This is a genomic window from Tranquillimonas rosea, assembly GCF_900111315.1.
GTDB classification, from domain to species: domain Bacteria; phylum Pseudomonadota; class Alphaproteobacteria; order Rhodobacterales; family Rhodobacteraceae; genus Tranquillimonas; species Tranquillimonas rosea.
The window spans coordinates 79,307-100,616 of the sequence record NZ_FOGU01000003.1; the positions used below are offsets into that span (position 1 = coordinate 79,307).

Consider the following 21,310-nt stretch of genomic DNA (forward strand, 5'->3'; position numbering starts at 1 on the left):
GAGCGGGCGCTCGCCCTCGCCCGCCGTCCCGGCCCGCTTCCCATGACACCGAAGCCGTGACACTCTTCGGCCCATGACCAAGATCACGGCGCCGGACGGCACTCCGGTCTCTCCATTCTGCTTCGGGGCCATGCAATTCGGCGGCGGGGCCGACGAAGGCACGTCGCGGGCGCTCTACGACGCCTGCCGCAACCGGGGCGTCAACGCCTTCGACACCGCCCACTCCTATACCGACGGCACGTCCGAGACCTATCTCGGCCGGTTCGCCGCGCGCGAGCGGGACCGCCTCGTCATCGCCACCAAGGCCCCCTTTTCGCGGCCGCAGACCCGGTCCGAAATCCTGGCCGGCTTCGACGAGAGCCGGCGTCGTCTCGGCCTCGACAGCGTCGACATCCTCTACCTGCACCGCTTCGACCCCGACACGCCCCCACAAGAGACGTTCGAGACCCTCGCCCGCCTGCAATCGGACGGTCTGATCCGCCATGTGGGCGTGTCGAACTATGCCGCCTGGCAGGTGATGCGCGCCCAGGCCGTCGCCGCCGCTTGCGGCACGCGCATCGACATCGTGCAGCCGATGTACAACCTCGTGAAACGCCAGGCCGAGACCGAGATTCTGCCGATGGCGCTGGACGAGGACATCGCCGTCGCGACCTATTCGCCCCTGGGCGGCGGGCTTCTCAGCGGCAAGTACGCCGCCGGCGGCACCGGCCGGCTGACCGAGGACGAGCGGTACAGCGCCCGCTACGCGCCCGACTGGATGCACGCCGCGGCCTCCGATCTCGTCACCCTCGCGACCGAGGTCGGCACCGACCCCGCCACCCTCGCCGTGGCCTGGGTCGCGCGCCATCCCGCCGTGACGATGCCGATCGTCTCCGCCCGCACGGTGGCGCAATTGCTTCCCTCGCTTGCGGCGCTCGATTTCGAGCTGGACGATGCCCTGATGGCCCGGCTGTCGGCGCTGAGCCCGGCGCCCGCGCCGGCCACCGACCGGCTGGAAGAGGCATGATCGACTTCGCGGTGATCGGCGGCGGCATCGCCGGCCTGTCGGCCGCCGCCCGCCTGTCTCATCTGGGCAACGTCACCGTGCTGGAACAGGAGGCCGCCACCGGCTTCCACGCCTCGGGCCGCTCGGCCGCGCTGTTCGAGGAATCCTACGGACACCCCGCCGTGGTGGCCCTGAACCGCGCCTCGAAGGCCTATCACGAGACAGCGCATGGCGGCGTCCTGTCGCCGCGCGGCGTGATGGTGGTGGGCCGCGCCGCCGACCGCGACGCCTTCGAGGCCGACCGCGCGACGCTCGGCCTCGAAGAGATCGGTCTTGATGAGGCGCGCACGATGATCCCCGTCCTGAACCCCGAGACCGTAGCATTTGCCGGCTACCACCCGGCCGGATGGGATCTCGACACCGACCTGCAGATGCAGAACTTCATCCGCGAGCTCCGCGGCAACGGCGGCGACATCCGCCTGCGCACGGCGCCCGCGTCGATCGTACGCACCGGCACGGGCTGGCGGCTCGAGATGCCGGAGGGCCCGCTCGAGGCCCGCATCCTCGTCAACGCGGCCGGCGCCTGGGCCGATACCGTCGCGCGCCTGGCCGGCATCGCCCCGAAGGGCATCGTGCCGCACCGCCGCTCCATCGCCCAGCTCCCCGCCCCCGGCGGCCACGACGTCGCGTCCTGGCCCATGGTGATTGGCGCCGGCGAGACGTGGTACGCCAAGCCCGACGCCGGCAGGCTGCTGGTCTCTCCGGCCGACGAGGACCCGGTGGATCCGCACGACGCCTGGGCCGACGAGATGGTCCTGGCCGAAGGCCTTGCCCGCTACGAGGAGATGGTTGCCGAACCGGTCACCCGCGTCCTGACCAGTTGGGCCGGACTGCGCAGCTTCGCCCCCGACCGCGTTCTCGTCATCGGTCCCGATCCCGCCGACGCACACTTCCTCTGGTGCGCCGGACAGGGCGGATACGGCTTCCAGACCGCTCCCGCCGCAAGCCGCCTGCTCGCCGATCTCGCCGGCGGCACGCACCCCGACCTCGACCCCGCCCTCGTCGCAGCCCTCTCGCCAGCAAGGTTCGCCCCATGATCCGCACCCTCGCCACGACGTCGCTTCTCCTGCTCGCCGCCTGCGGCGGCCAGGCCACCGCGCCGGTCTCGCCCGACATGCCCCCGGTGACCCGCGCCTTCACTGACACCGACCCCGTCGATTTCCGCGGTCCCGGCCCCGACGCCTACCCCGTGCACGGCATCGACGCCGCCCGATACCAGGGCCGGATCGACTTCCGCGCCGCGCGCGATGCGGGCGTCGGCTTCGCCTATCTCAAGGCGACCGAGGGCGGCGACCGCGTCGACGAGGCCTTCGCCGGCAACTGGGCCGCCGCCGCCCGGGCCGGGGTGGCCCGCGGCGCCTACCATTTCTACTATTTCTGCACCCCTCCCGAGGTGCAGGCCCGCTGGTTCATCGCCAACGTCCCGAAACAGACGGGCAGCCTGCCGCCCGTGCTCGACCTCGAGTGGAACCCGTTCTCGCCCACCTGCACCCACCGCCCGCCCGCGGCCGAGGTGCGCGCCCAGGCCGACAGGTTCCTCGACATCCTCGAGCGCCACTACGGCCAGCGCCCTGTGATCTACACCACCCCGGATTTCTGGGAGCGCAACGACATCGCCCGTCTCGGCGAGGAGGTCTGGCTGCGCAGCACCGCCGCCCATCCGTCCGAGACCTATCCGGGCGCCGACTGGCATTTCTGGCAGTATACCGGCACCGGCCGCATCCGCGGCGTCGCCGGCCCCGTCGACATCAACGCCTTCGCCGGCTCGCGCCGCGACTGGCAGATCTGGCTCGCCCGCCGCGCTATCCGCTGAACTTTCTTCGGCCCCGAAATATCCCGGGGGAGTCCGCCCGACAGGGCGGACGGGGGCAGCGCCCCCGCGATCGCGGCGCCGGAGGCGACGCAAGATGTCGTGTGCGCCGCAGGCGCGCCGCGTGATCGGCGGGAACCCCCGCCCGGCCCATCCTGTTCTCCCGGTAACGCAACCACGAACAGGAGGCCGCCATGGACTGGGATCAGGTCAAGGGCAACTGGAAGCAGATGAAAGGCCGCGTGCAGGCCCGCTGGGGTCAGCTCACGGACGACGAGGTCGAAGAGGCCGCGGGCAACCGCGAGCGGCTCGAAGGCCTCATCCAGGAGCGCTACGGCGAGACCAAGGAGCAGGTCCGCGCCGATGTGGACAGCTGGCTCGCCGACGAGGACGCCAACGACCAGACGCACCGCGCCTGACATCGCCGCGCCCGGCCTCCGATGGGGGCCGGGCCGCCGCGCCTGGCGATCAGGCTTCGATCTGCTCGCGCGCCTGGTCCGCGAACGCCGTCAGCAACTGGCGGTAGAAGCGGTCCGACGAATTCACCGCCGCGCCGAACAGGGCCCCCGTCCGGGTCTCGGCCGCCGCCCCCGCCACGACATCGATGACGTAGCTCGCGATTGTGGCGTTCGACCCGTTCTCGATGAGACGCACGGTCCCCTGCAGCCGCGACTGGTCGCCGCCGAAGGCCGTGCGCGCGCTGTTGGCGAGGTTGAGCCGCGCCACGTCGACCTCCATCCGCGCGCCGCCGCCGCCCTGGATGCGGCTGCTGAATTCCTGCTCCAGCACCCCCTGCAGATCGGGTCCGAGGCGGCTGGAATACTGCGCCGCGCGGCTGTTCTCATAGCCCGCCCCCGAGGTCGACACCGTCACCCCCGAGAAGGTCAGGTTCGAGGCCGCGGCGCGGCTCAGCGGATTGCTCCGCGGCATCGGTGCGCAGGCCGCCAGGCCGAGCGCGGCACCGCCGGTCAACAGGAACACTCTGCGTGTGGTCATGGGATACACTCCGGTTCGTTACGCTGCCGACCCGCCCTCCACGGGTCTCCGTGTCGGGGCCGGCACATCCCTCAACTGTAGGTCTGGTCGTCGGTGGGGAAACTCCGGTCGCGCACATCGCGCGCATAGCCTTCGACCGCGGTCTCGATCTCTTCGGCCAGCCGCCCGTAGACCTTCACGAATTTCGGCGGCTTGGGATTAAGGCCCAGCATGTCCTCGAGCACCAGGATCTGGCCGTCGCACTCGGCGCTGGCACCGATGCCGATGGTCGGAATCGCGATCTGCTTCGAGATCTTGGCGGCGAGACGTTCGACCATGCCCTCGAGAACCACGGCGAAGGCCCCCGCCTCGGCCACCGCGCGGGCATCTGCCTCGTGGGCGGGCCAGCTGTCCTCGTCGCGGCCCTGGGTCTTGAAGCCGCCCATCACGTGGCTCGATTGCGGCGTCAGGCCGATATGCGCCATGACCGGGATGCCGCGCTCGGTCAGGAAGCGGATGGTCTCGGCCATGCGGGCCCCGCCCTCCAGCTTGACCGCGCCGCACCCGGTCTCCTTCATGATCTTCGCGGCGTTGCGGAAGGCGACGTTCGGGCTTTCCTCGTAGGTACCGAACGGCATGTCCACCACGATCAGCGACCTGCTGGTGCCGCGCACCACGGCGCGGCCGTGCATGATCATCAGGTCCAGCGGCACGCCCACGGTCGACTCCATGCCGTGCATCACCATCCCCAGGCTGTCGCCCACCAGGATGAAGTCGGCGTACTTGTCCACGATGGCCGCGGTGTGCGCATGGTACGAGGTCAGCGAGACGATGGGCTCGCCGCCCTTGCGCGCCGCGATCTGGGGCACGGTCTTGCGGCGGACGGGTTTGTGGCTTTCTGTGCTCATGTCTTTCCTTTCGGGGTCACGACACGCTGGTCGATCAGGAGAACGTCGCCGAACCGTGCGGCAAGCAGCACCACGAGCGGCCCGGAGGGCACGCCCTGGACCGGCGCCAGGGTCTGCGCGTCCCGGATGTCAACGGATTGAAGCCCGGCGCGCGGTGCGCTGTCGATCTCGCCGCGCACGGCGGCCTTGATGTCGGAGACGCGCGCGCCCGTCGCGGCGATACGTTCCGCCGCGTCGAGCGACGCGTTCAGTACCGGTGCCGCGGCGCGGTCCTCGGCCGACAGCCGCACATTGCGCGAGGACATGGCCAGCCCGTCCGCCTCGCGGACAGTCGGCACGCCGTGCACCGCGACTGGACTGTCCAGGTCGCGGACCATCGCCCGGATCACGCAGAGCTGCTGGTAGTCCTTCTCGCCGAAATAGGCGGCGTCGGGCTGGACGATGTTGAACAGCTTGGTCACCACCGTGGCGACGCCCCGATAGTGGCCGGGCCGCAGGCGGCCCATCAGCACCCGCGACAGGCGCGTCGTCTCGACGATGGTCTGCCGGTCGGGGTGATACATCTCGTCGACCGAGGGCAGGAACACGGCATCGACGCCCTCGCGCCGCAACAGATCGAGATCGCGCTCGATGTCGCGCGGATAGGTCGCCAGGTCCTCGCGCGGGCCGAACTGCGTGGGATTGACGAAGATCGACACGACGGTCCGGTCGTTGGCGGCGCGGGCGGCGCGGACCAGGCTCAGGTGTCCCTCGTGCAGATATCCCATGGTCGGCACGAGCGCCACGCTCTCGCCCGCGCGGCGATACTCCGCGACAGCCGCGCGGATGTCGGCTTTGGTCTCGGCGGTCTGCATGTCTGCCCCCTCCTCGGTGCGGCTCCGCACCCGCGAATGTCTAGGACGCGAGACCACGGGGGGCAAGGAGACGCCTCAGGCCGCGCGCGGCCACGCCTGCGGCAGGGTCGGGCTGACCTTCGCCTCCATCAGAGCGATGTACTTGTCGACCCGGTGATCCTCGCCGACATTCACCTCGGGCGGGCTGAGCCAGTAGACGCTGCCGAGATGGCGGAACCCCATGAAGTCGGGCGGCACGTGGCAGACCGTGTCGTCGGTTCGGCAGACATTCACCACCCATCCCTCACCCGGAAAAGGCCTGTCGCCGCGCAGGGTCCGCGGGCTGGCCAGCGCGATCGTCGGCAGTTTCAGCGAGGCGCCCACGATCTGCGCGGACGCCGCGCCCAGCGAATGTCCGATGATGTACCTGAGCGGCTGCGGCTTGGCGAAGGTATAGACGATCTGCGCATGTTCGAGGAACCCGCCGTGCCAGCGCGCGCCGCTGTCCCCGTGCGCGACGGCGAATCCGTGCCGCTCGACCCGGTCGCGACCGCCGAGGTCGAAATTGAACTGGAACCAGTCCGAGAACTCGTTGGTGCCAGGGATCACCAGGATCCCGCCCTTCAACGTGCAGGCCTGGACGCCGCGGATATCGATCTGCTGGACGATCTCGAGCTCGGGGTCGCGGTCGCGGTCGTAGACGCGCAGCATCATCTGCGCCGCCTCCAGCAATGACAGGGATTTCATGGCCAATTCCTTTCCTGAAATGTTCTCGCGTCCCGTCAAAAATACACGGGCCGGTTGAATGACACCCTGCACAGCCCTCCGAGTCCAGAAGTTTCCCTCGGGTCAGGTGCGGCGACGTCGGTTTGAAGCGATGGGACGTCGGCTCCGCCTGACAGCGCGGGCGGAGCCAATGCGACACCGGACCCAGCCCGAAGCAACTGCAGACGCGGACATCACCCATGAAGACAGAAGTCAAAGCCCTGGTGGTCGGCGGCGGCGCCGTCGGCACCTCGATCGCCTACCACCTTGCCAAGGCCGGTTGGTCGGACGTGATGCTGTTGGAGCGGGACGAGCTCACGAGCGGCTCAACCTGGCACGCGGCGGGACTGCTGCCGTATTTCAACATGGGCTACGCCACGACCCACATCCACGACTACTCGATCAGGTTCTACAAGACCCTCGAGGAAGAGACCGGCCTGAACGCCGGCTTCTCGGTCGTCGGCAACCTGCGCATGGCCCGCACGCAGGAGCGGATGGACGAGTACATGCTTTACGCCGCGACGGCCGAGACGATCGGCGTGCCCTTCGAGTGGCTCTCGCCGCAGGAGATCGCCGAGCGCTATCCGCTGGTGCGCAGCGATGACCTGAAGGGCGGGATCCTTCATCCCACCGACGGCTACATCAACCCCGCCGACGTCACCATGGCGATGGCCAAGGGCGCCCGGCAGCGCGGCGTCACGATCGAGCGCCGCTGGCAGGTCGACGGCTATGCCTGGGACGGCGAGGCCTGGACGGTCAGCTGCACCAAGATGGCCGAAAAGGGCGGCAACCTCGTCCCCACCGACGAAAAGGTGGACATCCGCGCCGAGCATGTCGTCACCGCGACGGGCAACCACGCCCAGCGGACAGCCCGACAGCTGGGCATCAAGATGCCGGCGATCCCGGTCGAGCATCAGTATGTCGTGACCGAAGCCGACCCCGCGCTGGTCGAATGGCGCGAGGCGGGCAACCCGCAGCATCCCGTCCTGCGCGACGCCGACGCGAAATGGTATGTCCGCGAAGAGCGCGGCGGCTGGATCCTCGGCCCCTATGAGAAGGGCGCGCCGGCCTGTTTCGAGTTCGGGGTGCCCGACACCTTCCGCGCCGACCTCTTCCCCCTCGATCTCGACCGGATCGAGGAGGAGTACATGGAGTTCATCCACCGGATCCCGTCCTCCGAGACCGTGGGTCTCAAGGACGATTACAACGGCCCGATCTGCTACACGCCCGACGGCAACCCCCTGCTGGGGCCCGCGCCGGGACTGCGGAACATGTGGCTGGCCGAGGGATTCAGCTTCGGCATCACCGCCGCCGGCGGCGCCGGCTACTACCTCGCGCAGCGGATGGTCGAGGGCGACGCCGAGATCGACATGGCCGTGCTGGATCCGCGCCGCTTCGGCGATTGGATGACCACCGAGTACGCCGCGCGCAAGAACGAGGAGGCGTACGACCACGTCTACGTCCTGCACCACCCCGACGAGGAACGCCCCGCCGCGCGGCCGCTCAAGACCGCGCCGTGCTATGACCGGATGGCGGCGCAGGGGGCGCAGTTCGGCTGCGTCAACGGCTGGGAGCGGCCGAACTACTTCGCACCGCAGGGCTTCGACGACCACGCCGCGCGCTCGTTCCGGCGCGGCGGCTGGTGGCAACACGCGCGGGCCGAGGCCGAGGCACTGCGCGAGACCGCCGGGCTGATCGATGTCACGCCCTTCGCCAAGCACATCCTGTCGGGCCCCGGCGCGACCGCCTTCCTCGACTGGTTCACCAGCAACCGGCTGCCGAAGGTCGGGCGCATCAACCTGACCTATGCGCTGACCGAAGCCGGCACGACGCACAGCGAGTACACGATCGTCCGCAAGGCCGAGAACACCTACTACATGGTCTCGTCCGGCGCGTGGGAGACCTACGACCGCGACTATCTCAAGCGCGCCATCGAGGACACGCAGGGCCGCTTCGGCCCGGTGTTCCTGCAGGAGGTAACCGGGCAGTACGGCGTGTTCGCGCTGGCCGGGCCGCGCGCGCGGGACATCCTCAAGGAGCTGATCCGCGATCCCGACCCCGAGACCGCCCTGTCGAACAAGCGCTTCCCGTGGCTGTCGGCGCGGGACATCGAGCTGAAGATGTGCCCCACCACCGCGATCCGCGTCGCCTATACCGGCGAGCTGGGCTGGGAATTGCATCACCCGATGGAAATGCAGACCTATCTCTTCGACCGGCTGATGGAGGCCGGCGCGTCGCACGGCATGAAGCTGGTGGGCGCGCGCGCGATGAACTGGCTCCGGCAGGAAAAGTCCTACCGCGCCTTCGGCGCCGAACTGGGCCGCGATTCAACGCCGCTCGAGGCCGGGCTCGACCGCTTCGTCGATCTCGAGAAGGAATTCCGCGGCAAGGAGCCGATGCTGGCGACGGGCCACCGCATGAAATGCGTGACCGTGCTGATCGACGGCCCGCAGGACGCCGACCCGTGGGGCCGCGAGGCGCTGTATCTCGGCAACGAGAAGGTCGGACGGCTGACCTCGGGCGGGTATTCCGTGGTCTCGGGCAAGTCCATCGGGATGGGCTATGTCCGCCCCGATCTCGCCGTGCCGGGCACGCGCCTGCAACTCCGGATGTTCCGCGAGCTGTGGCCGGCCGAGATCGTCGAGGACAGCCCTCACGATCCGACGAACGCGAGAATTCGTGTGGATTCCTAGATATTTTTTCGCACGCGCCGCCAATTCTGCCGCTGGCGGCGCGTCGTTTCCTTAAAGTTGCCGCACACGGCTGGCCCTATCGCGAAAAGTGCGAAAGGGAATCGGTGCGATGAGCTTCATGGAGCGTGTCGGCGCGGCCGACGAAGGGTGCCTGACCGGTGTTTCGGGCGAGGCCCTTCTGCAAACCCCGTGCGGCGCGCGCCGCGCCGAGTTCGTCCGACCCGGCGACCTGATCGTGACCCGGACCGGCGGGCTCAGGCCCGTGCGGCTGGTCTGGACGCACCGCATCGGCCGCGCCCGGATGCAGGCCGATCCCGGCACGGCGCCGGTGCGGCTGGCCGCGCGGGCGCTCGGCCCGATGATGCCTGCTCGCGGGTTCCTGCTGGCCCCGGCCCACCGGGTGCTGCTGCCGGGATGGATGCTGGAGGACGGCGGTGCGGATGGCGGTCTGCTGGAGGCCGGCGCCCTCGCCGGTGGCACGGATGCGGCCTGGCGCGACCGCGCGGCCGAGGAAGTGACGTTCTACAACTTCGTCTTCGACCGGCACGAGGTGCTCTGCGCCAGCGGCCTGCCGGTGGAGACGTTCCGCCCCCGCCCCGACCTTCTGGACCGGTTTGATGCCGGCACGCGACTCGAACTGGTCCGCCGGTTTCCGGCCCTGAGGCGCAGCGAGCAGGCCTTTCCCGCCCTGCCCGTGCCGGTCGCGCCGGCGGCTTCGTACCTGGCGGCAATGGAGTGAGCGCCGGCGCGGGGGCCGCGCGATCGGCGCGGTCTGGGGGCGCTGCCCGGCCGTTGGTTGCAGTCTGCCCCTATGACCTCGAACCCACGCAACTCGCTCTCTGAATCCACCGTGCGAAGGTTCGAACGGGGGCTGGGGGCGCTGCCCCCGTCGCCTGGCGGCGACTCCCCCGGGATATTTGACGGGCAGAAGAAGACGGGGCGGTCAGAGCATCGAGGGGACGACCTGGTCGGGGGGACGGTGGCCGTCGGCGAAGGTCTTGATGTTGATGATCACTTTCTCGCCCATCTCCAGCCGGCCCTCGCGGGTGGCCGATCCCATGTGCGGGAGCAGGACCACGTTGCGCAGTTCGCGCAGGCGCGGATTGATCTCCTGTCCGTGCTCGTAGACGTCGAGCCCGGCGCCCGCGAGTTCGCCGGCGCGAAGGCCGCGGGTGAGCGCGTTCTCGTCGATGACTTCGCCGCGGGAAGTGTTCACGATCACTGCCTCGGGCTTCATCAGCTTGAGGCGGCGGGCGTTCATCAGATGGAAGGTCGCGGGAGTGTGCGGGCAGTTGATGCTGACGATGTCCATCCGCGCGACCATCTGGTCGAGGCTTTCCCAGTATGTCGCGTCGAGCTCGGTCTCGACCTCGGGGCGGACGCGGCGGCGGTTGTGGTAGTGGACCTGCATCCCGAATGCCCTGGCCCGGCGGGCGACGGCCTGCCCGATCCGCCCCATGCCGAGGATGCCGAGGCGCCGGCCGGCGATGCGGCCGCCGAGGAAGGCGGTGGGGGACCAGCCCTCCCACGTGGCGGATTGCATCGCCGCGAGCCCCTCGGGGATGCGACGGGTGACGGCGAGGATCAGCGCCATCGTCATGTCGGCCGTGTCGTCGGTGACCACGCCCGGCGTGTTCGACACCAGGATGCCCCGCTGCCGCGCCGTGGCGACGTCGAGATTGTCGACGCCCGAGCCGAACTGCGCGATCAGCTTCAGCCGGTCGCCGGCCTGCGCCAGGAGGCCTGCGTCGATCGTGTCGGTGATGGTGGAGACCAGAACGTCGGCGCCGCGCATCGCCTCGGCCAGCTCGGACTTGGGCATCCGCCGGTCGTCCGGATTGAACCGAACGTCGAACAGCTCGGCCAGGCGGGCCTCGACCCGTTCGGGCAACCGTCGCGTGACGACCACACTCAATCTGCCTGTCGGCATCTGCCCGCCTCCTCGCGCTTTTCTTTTCGGCCCTTGGCGGGCAAAGTGTCAAGGAACGGGACGCGGGGCAAGTACCGCAAGATCCCGCATCCACGGGCAAGCAGGCTTGAGCAACGGAAACCGCAACATGACGATCAGAGCGTGCGGGCGCGCGGTCCTTCGCGCCGCGCTGATCCTGTGCCTCGCGGCGCAGGCCGCCTTGGCGGCGGACACCGGTGAGGGCAAGCCGGTCGGCCCCGTCACTGGGCTGCCGATTCCGCGTTTCGTGTCGATGAAGGCCACCGAGGCCAACGTGCGCCGGGGGCCGTCGCTGACCCACCGGATCGACTGGGTCTATCGCCGCAAGGACCTGCCCCTGCAGATCACCGCGGAATACGGCCACTGGCGGCGCATCCAGGACCGCGACGGCGCGGGCGGCTGGGTGCATTACTCGCTCCTGTCCGGCGTGCGCACCGTGCTGTTCGAGGAAGAGGCGACGATGCGGATGAAGCCGGTGGACACCGCGCCGGCCAACGCCCTCGCCCAGTCCGGCGTGGTCGGCCGCCTCGGCGCCTGCGAGCCGCGCTGGTGCTATGTCCGGACCGGCGGCTACGGTGGTTGGGTGCACAAGTCGGAAATCTGGGGCGTAGGCGCGGACGAGCTGCGCGAGTGACCGCGCGGCCGCTTGCCCCCGGCCCCGCCCGGGCCTAGCAGGGACACATGAGCGTCGACACGCAGACCCGCATGAACCTGTCGGCCACACTGGCGTCTGTCAGCGTGGCGGGATGTCTCGTGCTGGCGAAGCTCTGGGCGCTCGGGACGACGAACGCGCTGTCCATCGCGGCCTCGCTGGCCGACAGCGCGCTCGACCTGATGGTGTCCCTCGGTGGGCTGGCCGCGGTCGCCTACGCCGCGCGGCCGCCGGACGAGGACCACGCCTTCGGACATTCCTCGGCCGAGGACCTGGCCGCGCTGGGGCAGAGCCTGTTCATCCTGATCTCGGCTGCGGCGATTGCCGTGGCGGCGATGCTGCGGCTGACCGGCGAGGCGCCGCCGCTGGAGGCCGAGGGCCGCGGGATCGCGGTGATGTTTCTGTCGGTGGTGCTGACCGCGGGCCTCATCACCTGGCAGGCCCGGGTCGCGCGCAAGACCGGCAACCGCGTGGTCCAGGCCGACCGGTTGCACTATCTCGGCGACCTGATCCCGAATATCGGCGCGATCCTGGCCCTCTGGGCCTCGGCGCGGTTCGGGCTGGGGCAGGTCGACAGCGTGGTGGCCCTGGGCGCCGCCGGGATGCTGGCGGTGGGGGCCGTGCGGATCGGCCTGAGCGCCTGGAACGCCCTGATGGACCGGCGCGCGGACCCGCGGCTGGTCGAGGGGATCGCCGCCATCGCGGACCGCTGGCCCGGCGTGCGGGGCTGGCACGACCTCAAGACGCGCACGGCCGGCAGCCGGGTCTTCGTCAACCTGCACATCGAACTGGACGGCGACCAGCCGCTGCGCGACGCCCATGCCATCGGCGCAGGGTTGCGGCGCGAGATCCTGCACCACTATCCCCATGCCGACGTGATCATCCACAAGGACCCGGACGACGAGCCGGAGGAGGACCCCGCATGACATCGACCGATACCCTCGAAGGCCGACTTCTGGCGCAGCGCAAGGTGCTGGCCCGGATCGTCGCGACGCTAGCCGCCCGCCCCGACGGCGAGGCGCTGCTGGAGTGGCTGCAGGACGGTGCGGTCCTGCAGGACGCGCAGGAGGATCCCGGCAGCCTGCCGGGCGACGCCGTCGCGGTGGAGGCGGCCCTGTCCGACGAGATGCGCGAGATCCTGGCCGCCACGCGCCGCTACCGGCAGGAGTGAGCGCGGCGGCCCGGCACCGTCAGGCGTCGATCAGGCCACGCCCCTTTAGCAGCGCCTCGACCCCCGGCATCCGGCCACGGAACCGGGTATAGAGCGTCTCGGCCTCTTCGGTGCCGCCCTTGGACAGGATGTCGTCCTCGAGCGCCTTCGCGCGCTCGGGGTCGAAGGCGCCGCCCGCCTCCTCGAAGGCGGCGAAGGCGTCGGCGTCCATCACCTCGGACCACATGTAGCTGTAGTAGGCGCTGGAATAGCCGTCGCCGGCGAATACATGGGCGAAATGCGGCGTCGCGTGGCGCATGGGGATCGCGGCGGGCATGCCGATTGATTCCAGGATCTCGGCCTGCCGCTCCATCGGATCGTCCGGCGCCTCTTCGGCGTGGAACTCCAGATCGACCAGCGCCGAGCCGATATACTCGACCGTCTGGAAGCCCATGTCATGCGTCGTCGCGGCGAGCAGCCGGTCGCGCAGCGCCTCGGGAATCGGCTCTCCGGTTTCGGCGTGGGTGGCGAATTCGGACAGCACCTCGGGCACTTCGAGCCAGTGCTCGTAGAGCTGGCTGGGCAATTCGACGAAGTCACGCGCGACCGAGGTGCCCGAGACGGATTCGTAGGTCACGTCCGATAGCATCTGGTGCAGCGCATGGCCGAACTCGTGGAACAGCGTGCGCGCGTCGTCATAGGAGAGAAGCGCGGGCTGCCCCTCCGTCGGCTTGGCGAAGTTGCACACGTTCAGCACGACGGGGCGGATGTCGCCGGCCAGCTTCTGCTGATTGCGCAGGGTGGTGCACCACGCACCCGACCGCTTGCCGCCCCGCGCGAAATAGTCGCCGAGGAAGATGGCGACATGGGCGCCATTGCGGGTGATCTCGTAGGCGCGCACGTCGGGGTGATGGACAGGTATGTCCACGGGCTGCGCCTCGATCCCGAACAGTCGGTTGGCGCAGGCGAACGCGGCCTCGAGCATGCGGTCCAGCTGGAAATACGGCTTAAGCTCGGCCTCGTCGAGATCGTGGTCTTCCTTGCGGCGCTTCTCGGAGTAATAACGCCAGTCCCAGGGTTCGAGGTCGCCGTTCACGCCGTCGGCATGCATCATCGCCGCCAGGCGGGTGGCGTCGGCATCGGCGGCCTCCTTCGCGGGCGTCCAGACCTTCATCAACAGGTCGCGGACGGCGCCGGGCGTCTTGGCCATCTCGGTCTCGAGCTTGTAATCGGCGAAGCTGTCATAGCCCAGCAGCATCGCCCGCTCTTCCCGCAACTGCAGCACCTCGGCGGCGATGTCGCGGTTGTCGGTCTCGCCGCCATTCGCACCGCGCGAGGTCCAGGCACGCCACGCGGTTTCGCGCAGATCGCGGCGGGGCGAGAACTGCAGGAAGGGCACGATCAGCGAGCGCGACAGCGTGATCGCGGGTCCGTCCAGACCGCGCTCGGCCCCGGCAGCGCGGGCGCCGTCGATGACGAATTGCGGCAGGCCCTCCAGGTCGGCCTCGGCCAGTTCCATCGCCCACTCCCGCTCGTCGGCCAGGATGTTCTGGGTGAACTGCGTCCCCAGGCTCGACAGCCGCGCCTTGACCTCGGACAGCCGGTCGCGCGGAAACCCTTCGAGCTGCGCCCCCGCGCGCACGAAGGAGCGCCGCGTCAGGTAGAGAAGCCGATGCTGCTCGTCGGTCAGGTCGAGCGAGTCGCGCTGCTGCCAGAGCGTCTCGATCCGCGCGAAGAGGTCGGCGTTCATCGCCACCTCCGAGGAATAGGCCGACAGCTTGCGCGAGAACTCGCGTTGCAGGCGCTGCCGCTCGGGGTTCGAGTCGGTCGAGGCCAGCGTGTAGAACACCGACAGGATGCGGCCCAGCGTCTCGTCCGCGCGCTCCAGCGCCTCGACCGTGTTGGCGAAGGTGGGCGACGCCTCCGACTTTGCGATGGCGTCGACCGCTTCGCGGGCCTCGGCCAGCGCGGCATCGACGGCCTCTTCGAAGTGCGAATCCTCGATCTTGTCGAAGGGGGGCATCTCGAAGCGCGTGTCCCATTCGGACAGAAGCGGGTTGGTCATCATGTCTCCTCTCGGTCGCCGACAGGGCGCCGTGTTGGAAAGGTGGCGTGCCCCCGGTCGGGGATCAAGCGCCAGTGGTGTCACGCAGGCGCGGGCCGGTCGCCGCAGACGGGGCAATCGGGCCGGCGTTTCAACGCGATGGTCCGCGTCTCGCCGTAGAGCGCGTCATAGATCAGCAGCCGCCCGCGCAGCCCCTCGCCCGCCCCGGTCAGCTCCTTGATCGCCTCGACCGCCATCATCGAGCCGACGACGCCTGGCAGCGGTCCCAGCACGCCCGCCTCGGCACAGCTGGGCGCCAGCCCGGCGGCGGGGGCGCTGGGAAAGATACATTCGTAGCAGGGCGTCCCGGCGGCCGGCGCATAGGTCGACAGCTGCCCTTCCCATTGCGACAGGGCAGCGCCGATCAGGGGCACGCCGGCCTCGGCGCAGGCGCGGTTCACCAGATAGCGCGTCTCGAAATTGTCGCAGCCGTCCAGCACAAGATCGTACGCGCCCACCAGATCGGCGGCGGCCTCGGCGTCGAGCCGGCGGCGATAGGGCCGCGCGGTGACATGGGGATTGACCGCCCGCATGCCGTCGACCGCGGAAAAGACCTTGGGCTTGCCGATCCTAGCGTCCGTGTGGATCACCTGCCGCTGCAGGTTCGTGCCCTCGACGTCGTCGTCGTCGACCACCCCGATCGTGCCGACACCGGCGGCAGCGAGGTAAAGCATCGCGGGCGAGCCCAGCCCCCCGGCGCCCACGACCAGCACGCTGGCCTCCTTCAGCCGCTTCTGCCCGACGCCGCCGATCTCGCGCAGGACGATGTGCCGGGCGTAGCGGTCTATCTCGCCGGTCGCGAAGGTGCCCGGCTGCGCCTCGGCGGGGCGGTTCTCGGGACGGACGCGGGCGCGCACCCGCGCCAGCCCCTTGCGATAGGCCAGGACCAGCCCCAGGAGACCGCCCAGCACCAGCCACTCCCCGGCCGAGCCGCCGGTCGCCGCACGCAGTGGATGACCCTGCGGCAACGCTACGTGAACGGCCAGAACGGCGACATACAGAAGGCCGATCATCGTCCAGCGGGCCTGCCGGGGCGCGTCCATCAGATGCCCCAGCCCCCACAGCGCCGCCGCCATGATCAGGATCAGCGCCATCAGCTGCGCCCCGTGGACCCGAACCCGCCCGCGCCGCGCGCGGTCTCGCCCAGAGTGCCGACCTCGTGGAAGCTCGCCCGCGTGACGGGGGCGACGACCATCTGCGCGATCCGGTCGCCATGCCCGATCCGGACTGCCTGCCCGCCGAGATTGATCAGGAGCACGCCAAGCGGCCCGCGGTAATCCGCGTCGATCGTGCCGGGCGCATTGACCAGCGTCACCCCGTGGCGCGCGGCCAGCCCCGACCGGGGCCGGATCTGCACCTCGTAGCCGTCGGGGATCGCCAGCCGCAGGCCGGTGGGCACGATCGCCCGCGCCATCGGCGCCAGCAGCAGCCCCGCCGCGCGATCCGCCTCGGCCAAATTCGCCCTGACGTCGGCCCCCGCCGCGCCGGCCGTCGCGTAGTCGGGCAAGGCGACGGCGGGATCGGCGCCATCGTCGCGCAGGATCTCGATCGTGACGCTCATGCCGGGCCCAACGCGTCGGCGATGCGTTCGGCCAGCCGGCGGGCGACGTCGGCCTTGCCGGCGCGCGGCCATTCCTCGGCGCCTGTCTCGGTGATCAGCGTCACAGCGTTCTCGGTTCCGCCCATGATCCCCGTCGCGGGCGAGACGTCGTTGGCAACGATCCAGTCGCAGCCCTTGCGCGTCCGCTTGGCCTCGGCATGGGCCAGAACGTTCTCGGTCTCGGCGGCGAAGCCCACGACAAGGCGCGGACGGTCGCGGTCGCGCTGCGCCACGCGCGCCAGGATGTCGGGGTTCTCGGAGAACTCCAGCACCGGCGTCGTGCCGGTCTTCTTGATCTTCTGCTCCGACCCGGCGACGTGCCAATCCGCCACCGCCGCGGCAAAGATGGCCGCGTCCACAGGCAGCGCCGCCTCGGTCGCGGCCAGCATCTCGCGCGCGGTCTCGACGCGGACAACGTCGACGCCGGCGGGCGGCGGCACCTCCGCCGGGCCCGTCACGAAGGTCACGTCGGCCCCGAGCGCCGCCAGCGCATGCCCCAGAGCCGAGCCCTGCGCGCCCGAGGAGCGGTTGGCGATGTAGCGGACGGGGTCGATCGGCTCGTGCGTGGGGCCCGAGGTCACCAGCACGCGCCGGCCCTTCAGCGGCCCGTCTCCCAAGGCGCTCTCGATCGCGGTGACGATCTCCAGCGGCTCGGCCATGCGGCCGGGGCCGTATTCGCCACAGGCCATGTCGCCCTCGTTCGGGCCGACCGTCAGCACGCCGTCGGCGGTCAGGGTCGCGAGGTTCCGCACCGTCGCCGGGTGCTGCCACATCCGAACGTTCATCGCCGGCGCGATCAACACGCGCTTGTCGGTGGCCATCAGCAGGGTCGAGGCCAGGTCATCGGCATGACCGCCGGTCATCTTGGCCATCAGGTCCGCCGTCGCGGGCGCAACGACCACCAGATCGGCGGCGCGGGACAACTGGATATGCCCCATCTCGGCCTCGTCGGTGAGGTCCCAGAGATCGGAATAGACCTTGCGCCCGGCCAGCGCCGACAGCGAGAGCGGGGTCACGAACTCGGCCCCCGCACGGGTCAGGACCGGCGTGACGGCCGCGCCGCGTTCCCGCAGTCGCCGGATGAGATCGAGCGACTTGTAGGCCGCGATCCCTCCGCCGACGATCAGAAGAATATGTTTGCCCGCCAGCATCGCTGTCCTTCCGGTGACGCCCCACGCTCCGGTTCTAGGAGTCATGCCGGAAGGCGGCAAGGCTCAGCGAAAGGCCTCGCACGGATCGGGACGTTCGGGCGCATCCGTCACGGTCCAGACATCGTAGGGCACCGCCCCTTCGGCCGGCGCCTCGAGCTGTCCGATGGACAGAACCTCGAGCGATTGCCCCGCCGCCTCCAGCGCCGCGGGAACGCCCCGGTCCCGCCGGGCATGGCCGTTACCGGTGACAACGACCACCGGACCGCCGGTCTCGGCCATCGCGGCGATCACGGCGCGCGCAAGGGCGGCGTCGCGCAGTCGCTGCGCCTCGACCATGCCGGGGAGGACGTCGTCGGGCAACGCATCGCAGTGGGCCGTCGCCTGGTCCGCTTCGCGGGTCGCCTGTTCTTCGTCCGAAAGCGGCAGGTCGAGGCCGAACATCTCCGCCGCCGGCCCCATCACCGACGCGGCGCCGTCGGACACGGCCAGCCGCGCCTCTTCAGTGGGCACGCCGCCGCCGAAGATGGCCGCCTCGCGCGCCGCGCGGAACACCGGGTAATACATCGTGAAATCCGGCCACCCCCGCTCTTCCCAGCGCAGCACGGCGCCCAGCACGGCGGGGTCCGAGTTGCTCTCGGCCGTCAGGGCAAGATCGGGCGTCAGCATCTCGAAGACGACCGCCGCCGGCTGCAGCCGCGCGATCCAGGCCGCTTGGTTGACGTGATGAACGGGATTGTCGTGCCGTTCGCCCATGATGACGACATCGGCACCCTCGAAGCGCAGCGCTTCGGGATCGATCAGTTCCGCCTGCGCGGCGCCGGCGACACCCAGCGCCGCAGCACAGACCAGCGCCTTCACGCGAGGAAGTGCATCACTTCGCGCGACTGGGTCTCGAGCGACCGGCGCATCTTGGTGAACGCCGCCGCCTCGAGCTGTCGGACCCGCTCTTTCGAGAGGCCCAGCTCCGAGCCGAGGCTCTCGAGCGTCCGCGGATCGTCGCGCAGCTTGCGCTCGCGGACGATGAACTGCTCGCGGTCGTTCAGTTGCGACATGGCCGAGACGAGCCAAGTGCGGAGCGTCCCCATGTCCTTGTCGTGGGCGACGCTCTCGGCGGCCTGCTGGCCCTCGTCCTCGAGCGCGTCGATCCACTCGCGCCCCTCGTCCTCGGCGGATTGCGTGGCGTTGAGCGAGTAATCCGAGCCGGCCAGGCGGCCTTCCATCATCTCGACGTCGTGGATCGGCACGCCGACCTCGACGGAGATCAGCTCGCGCAGCTGATGACGGTCCATCTTCTCGCCACGGGCCGCAGCTTCACGCTCCAGCCGCGCCTGGACCCGGCGCATGTTGAAGAACAGGGATTTCTGGCTGCTGGTCGACCCGGTGCGAACCATCGACCAGTTCCGCATAACGTAATCCTGGATCGACGCCTTGATCCACCAGACCGCGTAGGTCGAGAACCGCACGCCGCGATCGGGGTCGAACTTTTCGGCGGCCTTCATCAGGCCCAGCCCGGCTTCCTGGATAAGATCGTTCATCGGGGCGCCATAGCGCCTGAACTTCGCCGCCATGGATATCGCCAGCCGCATGTAGGCGGTCACGAGCCGGTGCAGTGCCTGCTCGTCGCGATGATCGCGCCAGGCATAAGCCAGTTCCAGTTCGGTTTCGGCGTCCAGCAACTCCGCTTGCATCGCGCGGCGCGACAAGGTCTGGTCGGTGAATCCATCGAGTGCCATACGTATTCCCCGCGGTAATTTTGCCCTGCGCAGCGCGCCCGGGCTGAATGCGTCAGACGTTACTGGTTACGGGGGGTAGACGCGTGCGGATTACAGAAAGTTCCGTTGGATGTTGTCAAAAGTTACTCTCGTCCTAGGCGGGGCGAGTTCCGGAAAATCGGATATCGCCGAGAAATTCGTTCTTAAAAGCGGGTTACCGCGGGTCTATGTCGCCACCGCCCAGGCGTTCGACGAAGAAATGCGGGCCAAGATAAAGCGGCACCGCGCGGCGCGGGGCGAGGCGTGGACCACGCTCGAGGCCCCGTTCGACGCCGCCGGGGCGATTTCCGGCCGGGACTCAGGCGAAATCGTGCTTCTGGACTGCGCGACGCTGTGGCTGAGCAACGTTCTGCTTGCCGACCGCGACGTCGACGCCGAAGGCGCGCGGCTGGTCTCGGCCCTCGCCGACGCGCCCTGCCCGGTCGTGGTCGTCTCGAACGAGGTCGGCCAGGGGATCGTGCCCGAGAACGCCCTCTCGCGCCGCTTTCGCGCCGCTCAGGGGCAGCTGAACCGGTCGCTCGCGGCAGAGGCGGGCACCGTCATTGGCGTGATGGCCGGCCTGCCCTTCGCGCTGAAGGGCACGCTGCCGGAGGGGCTGGCATGACGGCGCGGCTCTGGTGGGTGCGGCACGGGCCGACCCATGCCTCGGGCATGGTGGGCTGGTCCGACGTGGCCGCCGACCTGTCGGACGCCGCGGCGCTGGGGCGGCTGGCGGCGGTGCTTCCGCGCGACGCTGCGGTCGTCTCGTCCGATCTCGGCCGCGCGGTCACCACGGCGGACGCCATCGCCGACGGGCGGCCCCGCCTGCCTCACGACCCCGACCTGCGAGAGATCAATTTCGGCACGTGGGAGATGCGGCGCCATGACGAGATCACCGGGGACGAGGCGCAGCTGATCCGCCGCTTCTGGGACGAGCCCGGCGAGGTCACCGCCCCCGAGGGCGAAAGCTGGAACGACGTCTGCCGCCGCGTCTCGGCCGCCGCGGACCGCCTGGCGGCGTGGGGCGGCGAGATCGTCGCGGTCGCGCATATGGGCGCGATCCTGACCCAGGTGCAGAGGGCCACGGGCTTCGACGGATACCGGACGTTCGGCCAACCGATCGCCAACCTCTCGGTCACGACGATCGTCTTCGACGGCAGCTGGCGGATGGAAAGCGTCAACCGGTCTCCCTGAGCGCGAGGGCCGTTAACCCTTCCTCAACGCCCCTGCACTAGCCGGTATCCCTGTCGTGCAGGAAAGGGGCCGATGATCGCGCGCGCCTATACGGTGGCCTTCGAGGGGATCGAGGCCCGGCTGGTCGAGGTGCAATGCGCCGTCGCGCCGGGACTGCCCGCGTTCTCCCTCGTGGGCCTGCCCGACAAGGCGGTGAGCGAGGCGCGCGACCGCGTCCGCGCCGCGCTCAGCAGCCTGTCCATCGCGCTGCCGTCCAAGCGCATCACGGTGAACCTGTCGCCGGCCGATCTGCCCAAGGAGGGCTCGCATTTCGACTTGCCCATCGCGCTGGCCCTGCTGGCGGCGCTGGACATCCTGCCACGCGACGCGGTGGAGCGCAGTCTGGCCCTGGGCGAGCTGTCGCTCGACGGCACGCTCGTTCCCGTGATCGGCGCGCTGCCCGCCGCCATGACCGCCGCCGAGGAAGAGCGCACGCTGATCTGCCCCGAGCCCTGCGGCCCCGAGGCCGCCTGGGTCGGCGCCGCCGAGGTGATCGCGCCGACCTCGCTCGCCGCCGCGATCCAGCATGTCTCGGGCCAGACGGTGCTGCCCCCCGCCGATGCCGGCGAGGTCAGGGCCGGCGATTCACGCCGCGACCTGCGCGAGGTGAAGGGGCAGGAGCGCGCCAAGCGCGCGCTCGAGATCGCGGCGGCGGGGCGGCACCACCTGTTGCTGTTGTAACCAATTGTTTG

General features: G+C 69.9%; 22 protein-coding genes and 1 pseudogene. 12 read left to right on the plus strand and 11 right to left on the minus strand.

Translation table 11 applies throughout. The features are described 5' to 3' along the window. Positions 1 to 73 precede the first annotated feature (73 nt). From BMZ25_RS05490 to BMZ25_RS05505, 4 genes are all read left to right on the plus strand, one after another. Positions 74 to 1,006: an aldo/keto reductase gene (locus BMZ25_RS05490; RefSeq protein WP_092689772.1), complete on the plus strand. Its 933-nt coding sequence runs from the start codon at positions 74 to 76 to the stop codon at positions 1,004 to 1,006. Next, positions 1,003 to 2,082, plus strand: coding sequence for an NAD(P)/FAD-dependent oxidoreductase (locus BMZ25_RS05495; RefSeq protein WP_092689775.1), 1,080 nt, complete (start codon positions 1,003 to 1,005; stop codon positions 2,080 to 2,082). Before BMZ25_RS05490 ends, BMZ25_RS05495 begins: the two co-directional genes overlap by 4 nt. After that, positions 2,079 to 2,858: a GH25 family lysozyme gene (locus tag BMZ25_RS05500; protein WP_235859792.1), complete on the plus strand. Its 780-nt coding sequence runs from the start codon at positions 2,079 to 2,081 to the stop codon at positions 2,856 to 2,858. The genes BMZ25_RS05495 and BMZ25_RS05500 overlap by 4 nt, the downstream gene beginning before the upstream one ends. A gap of 191 nt (positions 2,859 to 3,049) precedes the next feature. After that, on the plus strand, positions 3,050 to 3,274 hold the full coding sequence (locus BMZ25_RS05505; protein ID WP_092689780.1) for a CsbD family protein: 225 nt from the start codon (positions 3,050 to 3,052) through the stop codon (positions 3,272 to 3,274). 49 nt (positions 3,275 to 3,323) lie between these two features. On the opposite strand, the gene BMZ25_RS05510 is transcribed toward BMZ25_RS05505, so the two are convergent. The 4 genes from BMZ25_RS05510 to BMZ25_RS05525 form a co-directional block, all read right to left on the minus strand. Further along, the gene (locus BMZ25_RS05510; RefSeq protein WP_092689785.1) at positions 3,324 to 3,851 is read right to left on the minus strand and encodes a hypothetical protein; all 528 of its coding nucleotides are present in this window, start codon (positions 3,849 to 3,851) and stop codon (positions 3,324 to 3,326) included. Positions 3,852 to 3,922: 71 nt separating this feature from the next. Continuing rightward, a complete protein-coding gene (gene panB, locus BMZ25_RS05515; protein ID WP_092689790.1) occupies positions 3,923 to 4,738 on the minus strand; it encodes a 3-methyl-2-oxobutanoate hydroxymethyltransferase in 816 nt (271 codons plus the stop codon). Then, positions 4,735 to 5,592 carry a pantoate--beta-alanine ligase gene (gene panC / locus BMZ25_RS05520; RefSeq protein WP_092689793.1) on the minus strand — a complete coding sequence of 286 codons (858 nt, stop codon included), beginning with the start codon at positions 5,590 to 5,592 and terminating at the stop codon, positions 4,735 to 4,737. Before panC ends, panB begins: the two co-directional genes overlap by 4 nt. Before the next feature lie 75 nt (positions 5,593 to 5,667). Further along, entirely contained in the window at positions 5,668 to 6,318 is a 651-nt protein-coding gene (locus tag BMZ25_RS05525; protein ID WP_092689798.1) for an alpha/beta hydrolase family protein, read from the minus strand. 218 nt (positions 6,319 to 6,536) lie between these two features. Between BMZ25_RS05525 and BMZ25_RS05530 the strand changes: the two genes are divergently transcribed. Next, positions 6,537 to 9,029 (plus strand): GcvT family protein, encoded by a 2,493-nt coding sequence (locus tag BMZ25_RS05530; protein WP_092689804.1) that lies wholly within the window; start codon positions 6,537 to 6,539, stop codon positions 9,027 to 9,029. Positions 9,030 to 9,138: 109 nt separating this feature from the next. Next, a complete protein-coding gene (locus BMZ25_RS05535) occupies positions 9,139 to 9,768 on the plus strand; it encodes a Hint domain-containing protein (protein WP_092689809.1) in 630 nt (209 codons plus the stop codon). A gap of 204 nt (positions 9,769 to 9,972) precedes the next feature. Here BMZ25_RS05535 and BMZ25_RS05540 read toward each other — a convergent pair whose 3' ends face one another. After that, entirely contained in the window at positions 9,973 to 10,959 is a 987-nt protein-coding gene (locus BMZ25_RS05540; RefSeq protein WP_092689812.1) for a 2-hydroxyacid dehydrogenase, read from the minus strand. Positions 10,960 to 11,086: 127 nt separating this feature from the next. Between BMZ25_RS05540 and BMZ25_RS05545 the strand changes: the two genes are divergently transcribed. From BMZ25_RS05545 to BMZ25_RS05555, 3 genes are read left to right on the plus strand one after another with little or no spacing between them, the layout of a single operon-like run. Beyond that, entirely contained in the window at positions 11,087 to 11,611 is a 525-nt protein-coding gene (locus tag BMZ25_RS05545) for an SH3 domain-containing protein (protein ID WP_092689817.1), read from the plus strand. Between the two features lie 47 nt (positions 11,612 to 11,658). Further along, positions 11,659 to 12,555 (plus strand): cation diffusion facilitator family transporter, encoded by an 897-nt coding sequence (locus BMZ25_RS05550; RefSeq protein ID WP_092689820.1) that lies wholly within the window; start codon positions 11,659 to 11,661, stop codon positions 12,553 to 12,555. After that, a complete protein-coding gene (locus BMZ25_RS05555) occupies positions 12,552 to 12,800 on the plus strand; it encodes a hypothetical protein (RefSeq protein ID WP_092689826.1) in 249 nt (82 codons plus the stop codon). The genes BMZ25_RS05550 and BMZ25_RS05555 overlap by 4 nt, the downstream gene beginning before the upstream one ends. 19 nt (positions 12,801 to 12,819) lie before the next feature. Here BMZ25_RS05555 and BMZ25_RS05560 read toward each other — a convergent pair whose 3' ends face one another. The 6 genes from BMZ25_RS05560 to BMZ25_RS05585 all read right to left on the minus strand — a co-directional run bounded on the left by BMZ25_RS05560 (position 12,820) and on the right by BMZ25_RS05585 (position 19,367). Beyond that, on the minus strand, positions 12,820 to 14,844 hold the full coding sequence (locus BMZ25_RS05560) for a M3 family metallopeptidase (protein ID WP_092690963.1): 2,025 nt from the start codon (positions 14,842 to 14,844) through the stop codon (positions 12,820 to 12,822). Between the two features lie 80 nt (positions 14,845 to 14,924). Further along, positions 14,925 to 15,977 (minus strand): HesA/MoeB/ThiF family protein, encoded by a 1,053-nt coding sequence (locus BMZ25_RS05565; protein ID WP_092689829.1) that lies wholly within the window; start codon positions 15,975 to 15,977, stop codon positions 14,925 to 14,927. Next, a complete protein-coding gene (gene dut, locus BMZ25_RS05570) occupies positions 15,977 to 16,444 on the minus strand; it encodes a dUTP diphosphatase (RefSeq protein WP_092689833.1) in 468 nt (155 codons plus the stop codon). The genes BMZ25_RS05565 and dut overlap by 1 nt, the downstream gene beginning before the upstream one ends. After that, a complete protein-coding gene (gene coaBC / locus BMZ25_RS05575; protein WP_092689836.1) occupies positions 16,441 to 17,634 on the minus strand; it encodes a bifunctional phosphopantothenoylcysteine decarboxylase/phosphopantothenate--cysteine ligase CoaBC in 1,194 nt (397 codons plus the stop codon). The genes dut and coaBC overlap by 4 nt, the downstream gene beginning before the upstream one ends. 63 nt (positions 17,635 to 17,697) lie before the next feature. After that, on the minus strand, positions 17,698 to 18,492 hold the full coding sequence (locus BMZ25_RS05580) for a ChaN family lipoprotein (protein WP_092689839.1): 795 nt from the start codon (positions 18,490 to 18,492) through the stop codon (positions 17,698 to 17,700). Then, positions 18,489 to 19,367, minus strand: a complete 879-nt coding sequence (locus tag BMZ25_RS05585; RefSeq protein ID WP_092689842.1) for an RNA polymerase factor sigma-32 — start codon at positions 19,365 to 19,367, stop codon at positions 18,489 to 18,491. The genes BMZ25_RS05580 and BMZ25_RS05585 overlap by 4 nt, the downstream gene beginning before the upstream one ends. A 109-nt stretch (positions 19,368 to 19,476) precedes the next feature. On the opposite strand from BMZ25_RS05585, the gene cobU reads away from it, so the two are divergent. From cobU to BMZ25_RS05600, 3 genes and pseudogenes are all read left to right on the plus strand, one after another. Continuing rightward, positions 19,477 to 20,010, plus strand: coding sequence for a bifunctional adenosylcobinamide kinase/adenosylcobinamide-phosphate guanylyltransferase (gene cobU, locus BMZ25_RS05590; protein WP_092689845.1), 534 nt, complete (start codon positions 19,477 to 19,479; stop codon positions 20,008 to 20,010). Then, entirely contained in the window at positions 20,007 to 20,579 is a 573-nt protein-coding gene (locus tag BMZ25_RS05595) for a histidine phosphatase family protein (RefSeq protein ID WP_092689848.1), read from the plus strand. The genes cobU and BMZ25_RS05595 overlap by 4 nt, the downstream gene beginning before the upstream one ends. Before the next feature lie 72 nt (positions 20,580 to 20,651). Continuing rightward, a pseudogene (locus BMZ25_RS05600) lies at positions 20,652 to 21,296 on the plus strand (magnesium chelatase domain-containing protein); the annotation flags it as partial. Positions 21,297 to 21,310: the final 14 nt, after the last annotated feature.

Bases quoted from the DNA above. Each gene is read 5' to 3' on its own strand.
- BMZ25_RS05490 (WP_092689772.1), top strand. From the start codon at position 74: ATGACCAAGATCACGGCGCCGGACGGCACTCCGGTCTCTCCATTCTGC.
- BMZ25_RS05495 (WP_092689775.1), top strand. From the start codon at position 1,003: ATGATCGACTTCGCGGTGATCGGCGGCGGCATCGCCGGCCTGTCGGCC.
- BMZ25_RS05500 (WP_235859792.1), top strand. From the start codon at position 2,079: ATGATCCGCACCCTCGCCACGACGTCGCTTCTCCTGCTCGCCGCCTGC.
- BMZ25_RS05505 (WP_092689780.1), top strand. From the start codon at position 3,050: ATGGACTGGGATCAGGTCAAGGGCAACTGGAAGCAGATGAAAGGCCGC.
- BMZ25_RS05510 (WP_092689785.1), bottom strand. From the start codon at position 3,851: ATGACCACACGCAGAGTGTTCCTGTTGACCGGCGGTGCCGCGCTCGGC.
- panB (WP_092689790.1), bottom strand. From the start codon at position 4,738: ATGAGCACAGAAAGCCACAAACCCGTCCGCCGCAAGACCGTGCCCCAG.
- panC (WP_092689793.1), bottom strand. From the start codon at position 5,592: ATGCAGACCGCCGAGACCAAAGCCGACATCCGCGCGGCTGTCGCGGAG.
- BMZ25_RS05525 (WP_092689798.1), bottom strand. From the start codon at position 6,318: ATGAAATCCCTGTCATTGCTGGAGGCGGCGCAGATGATGCTGCGCGTC.
- BMZ25_RS05530 (WP_092689804.1), top strand. From the start codon at position 6,537: ATGAAGACAGAAGTCAAAGCCCTGGTGGTCGGCGGCGGCGCCGTCGGC.
- BMZ25_RS05535 (WP_092689809.1), top strand. From the start codon at position 9,139: ATGAGCTTCATGGAGCGTGTCGGCGCGGCCGACGAAGGGTGCCTGACC.
- BMZ25_RS05540 (WP_092689812.1), bottom strand. From the start codon at position 10,959: ATGCCGACAGGCAGATTGAGTGTGGTCGTCACGCGACGGTTGCCCGAA.
- BMZ25_RS05545 (WP_092689817.1), top strand. From the start codon at position 11,087: ATGACGATCAGAGCGTGCGGGCGCGCGGTCCTTCGCGCCGCGCTGATC.
- BMZ25_RS05550 (WP_092689820.1), top strand. From the start codon at position 11,659: ATGAGCGTCGACACGCAGACCCGCATGAACCTGTCGGCCACACTGGCG.
- BMZ25_RS05555 (WP_092689826.1), top strand. From the start codon at position 12,552: ATGACATCGACCGATACCCTCGAAGGCCGACTTCTGGCGCAGCGCAAG.
- BMZ25_RS05560 (WP_092690963.1), bottom strand. From the start codon at position 14,844: ATGACCAACCCGCTTCTGTCCGAATGGGACACGCGCTTCGAGATGCCC.
- BMZ25_RS05565 (WP_092689829.1), bottom strand. From the start codon at position 15,977: ATGGCGCTGATCCTGATCATGGCGGCGGCGCTGTGGGGGCTGGGGCAT.
- dut (WP_092689833.1), bottom strand. From the start codon at position 16,444: ATGAGCGTCACGATCGAGATCCTGCGCGACGATGGCGCCGATCCCGCC.
- coaBC (WP_092689836.1), bottom strand. From the start codon at position 17,634: ATGCTGGCGGGCAAACATATTCTTCTGATCGTCGGCGGAGGGATCGCG.
- BMZ25_RS05585 (WP_092689842.1), bottom strand. From the start codon at position 19,367: ATGGCACTCGATGGATTCACCGACCAGACCTTGTCGCGCCGCGCGATG.
- cobU (WP_092689845.1), top strand. From the start codon at position 19,477: ATGTTGTCAAAAGTTACTCTCGTCCTAGGCGGGGCGAGTTCCGGAAAA.
- BMZ25_RS05595 (WP_092689848.1), top strand. From the start codon at position 20,007: ATGACGGCGCGGCTCTGGTGGGTGCGGCACGGGCCGACCCATGCCTCG.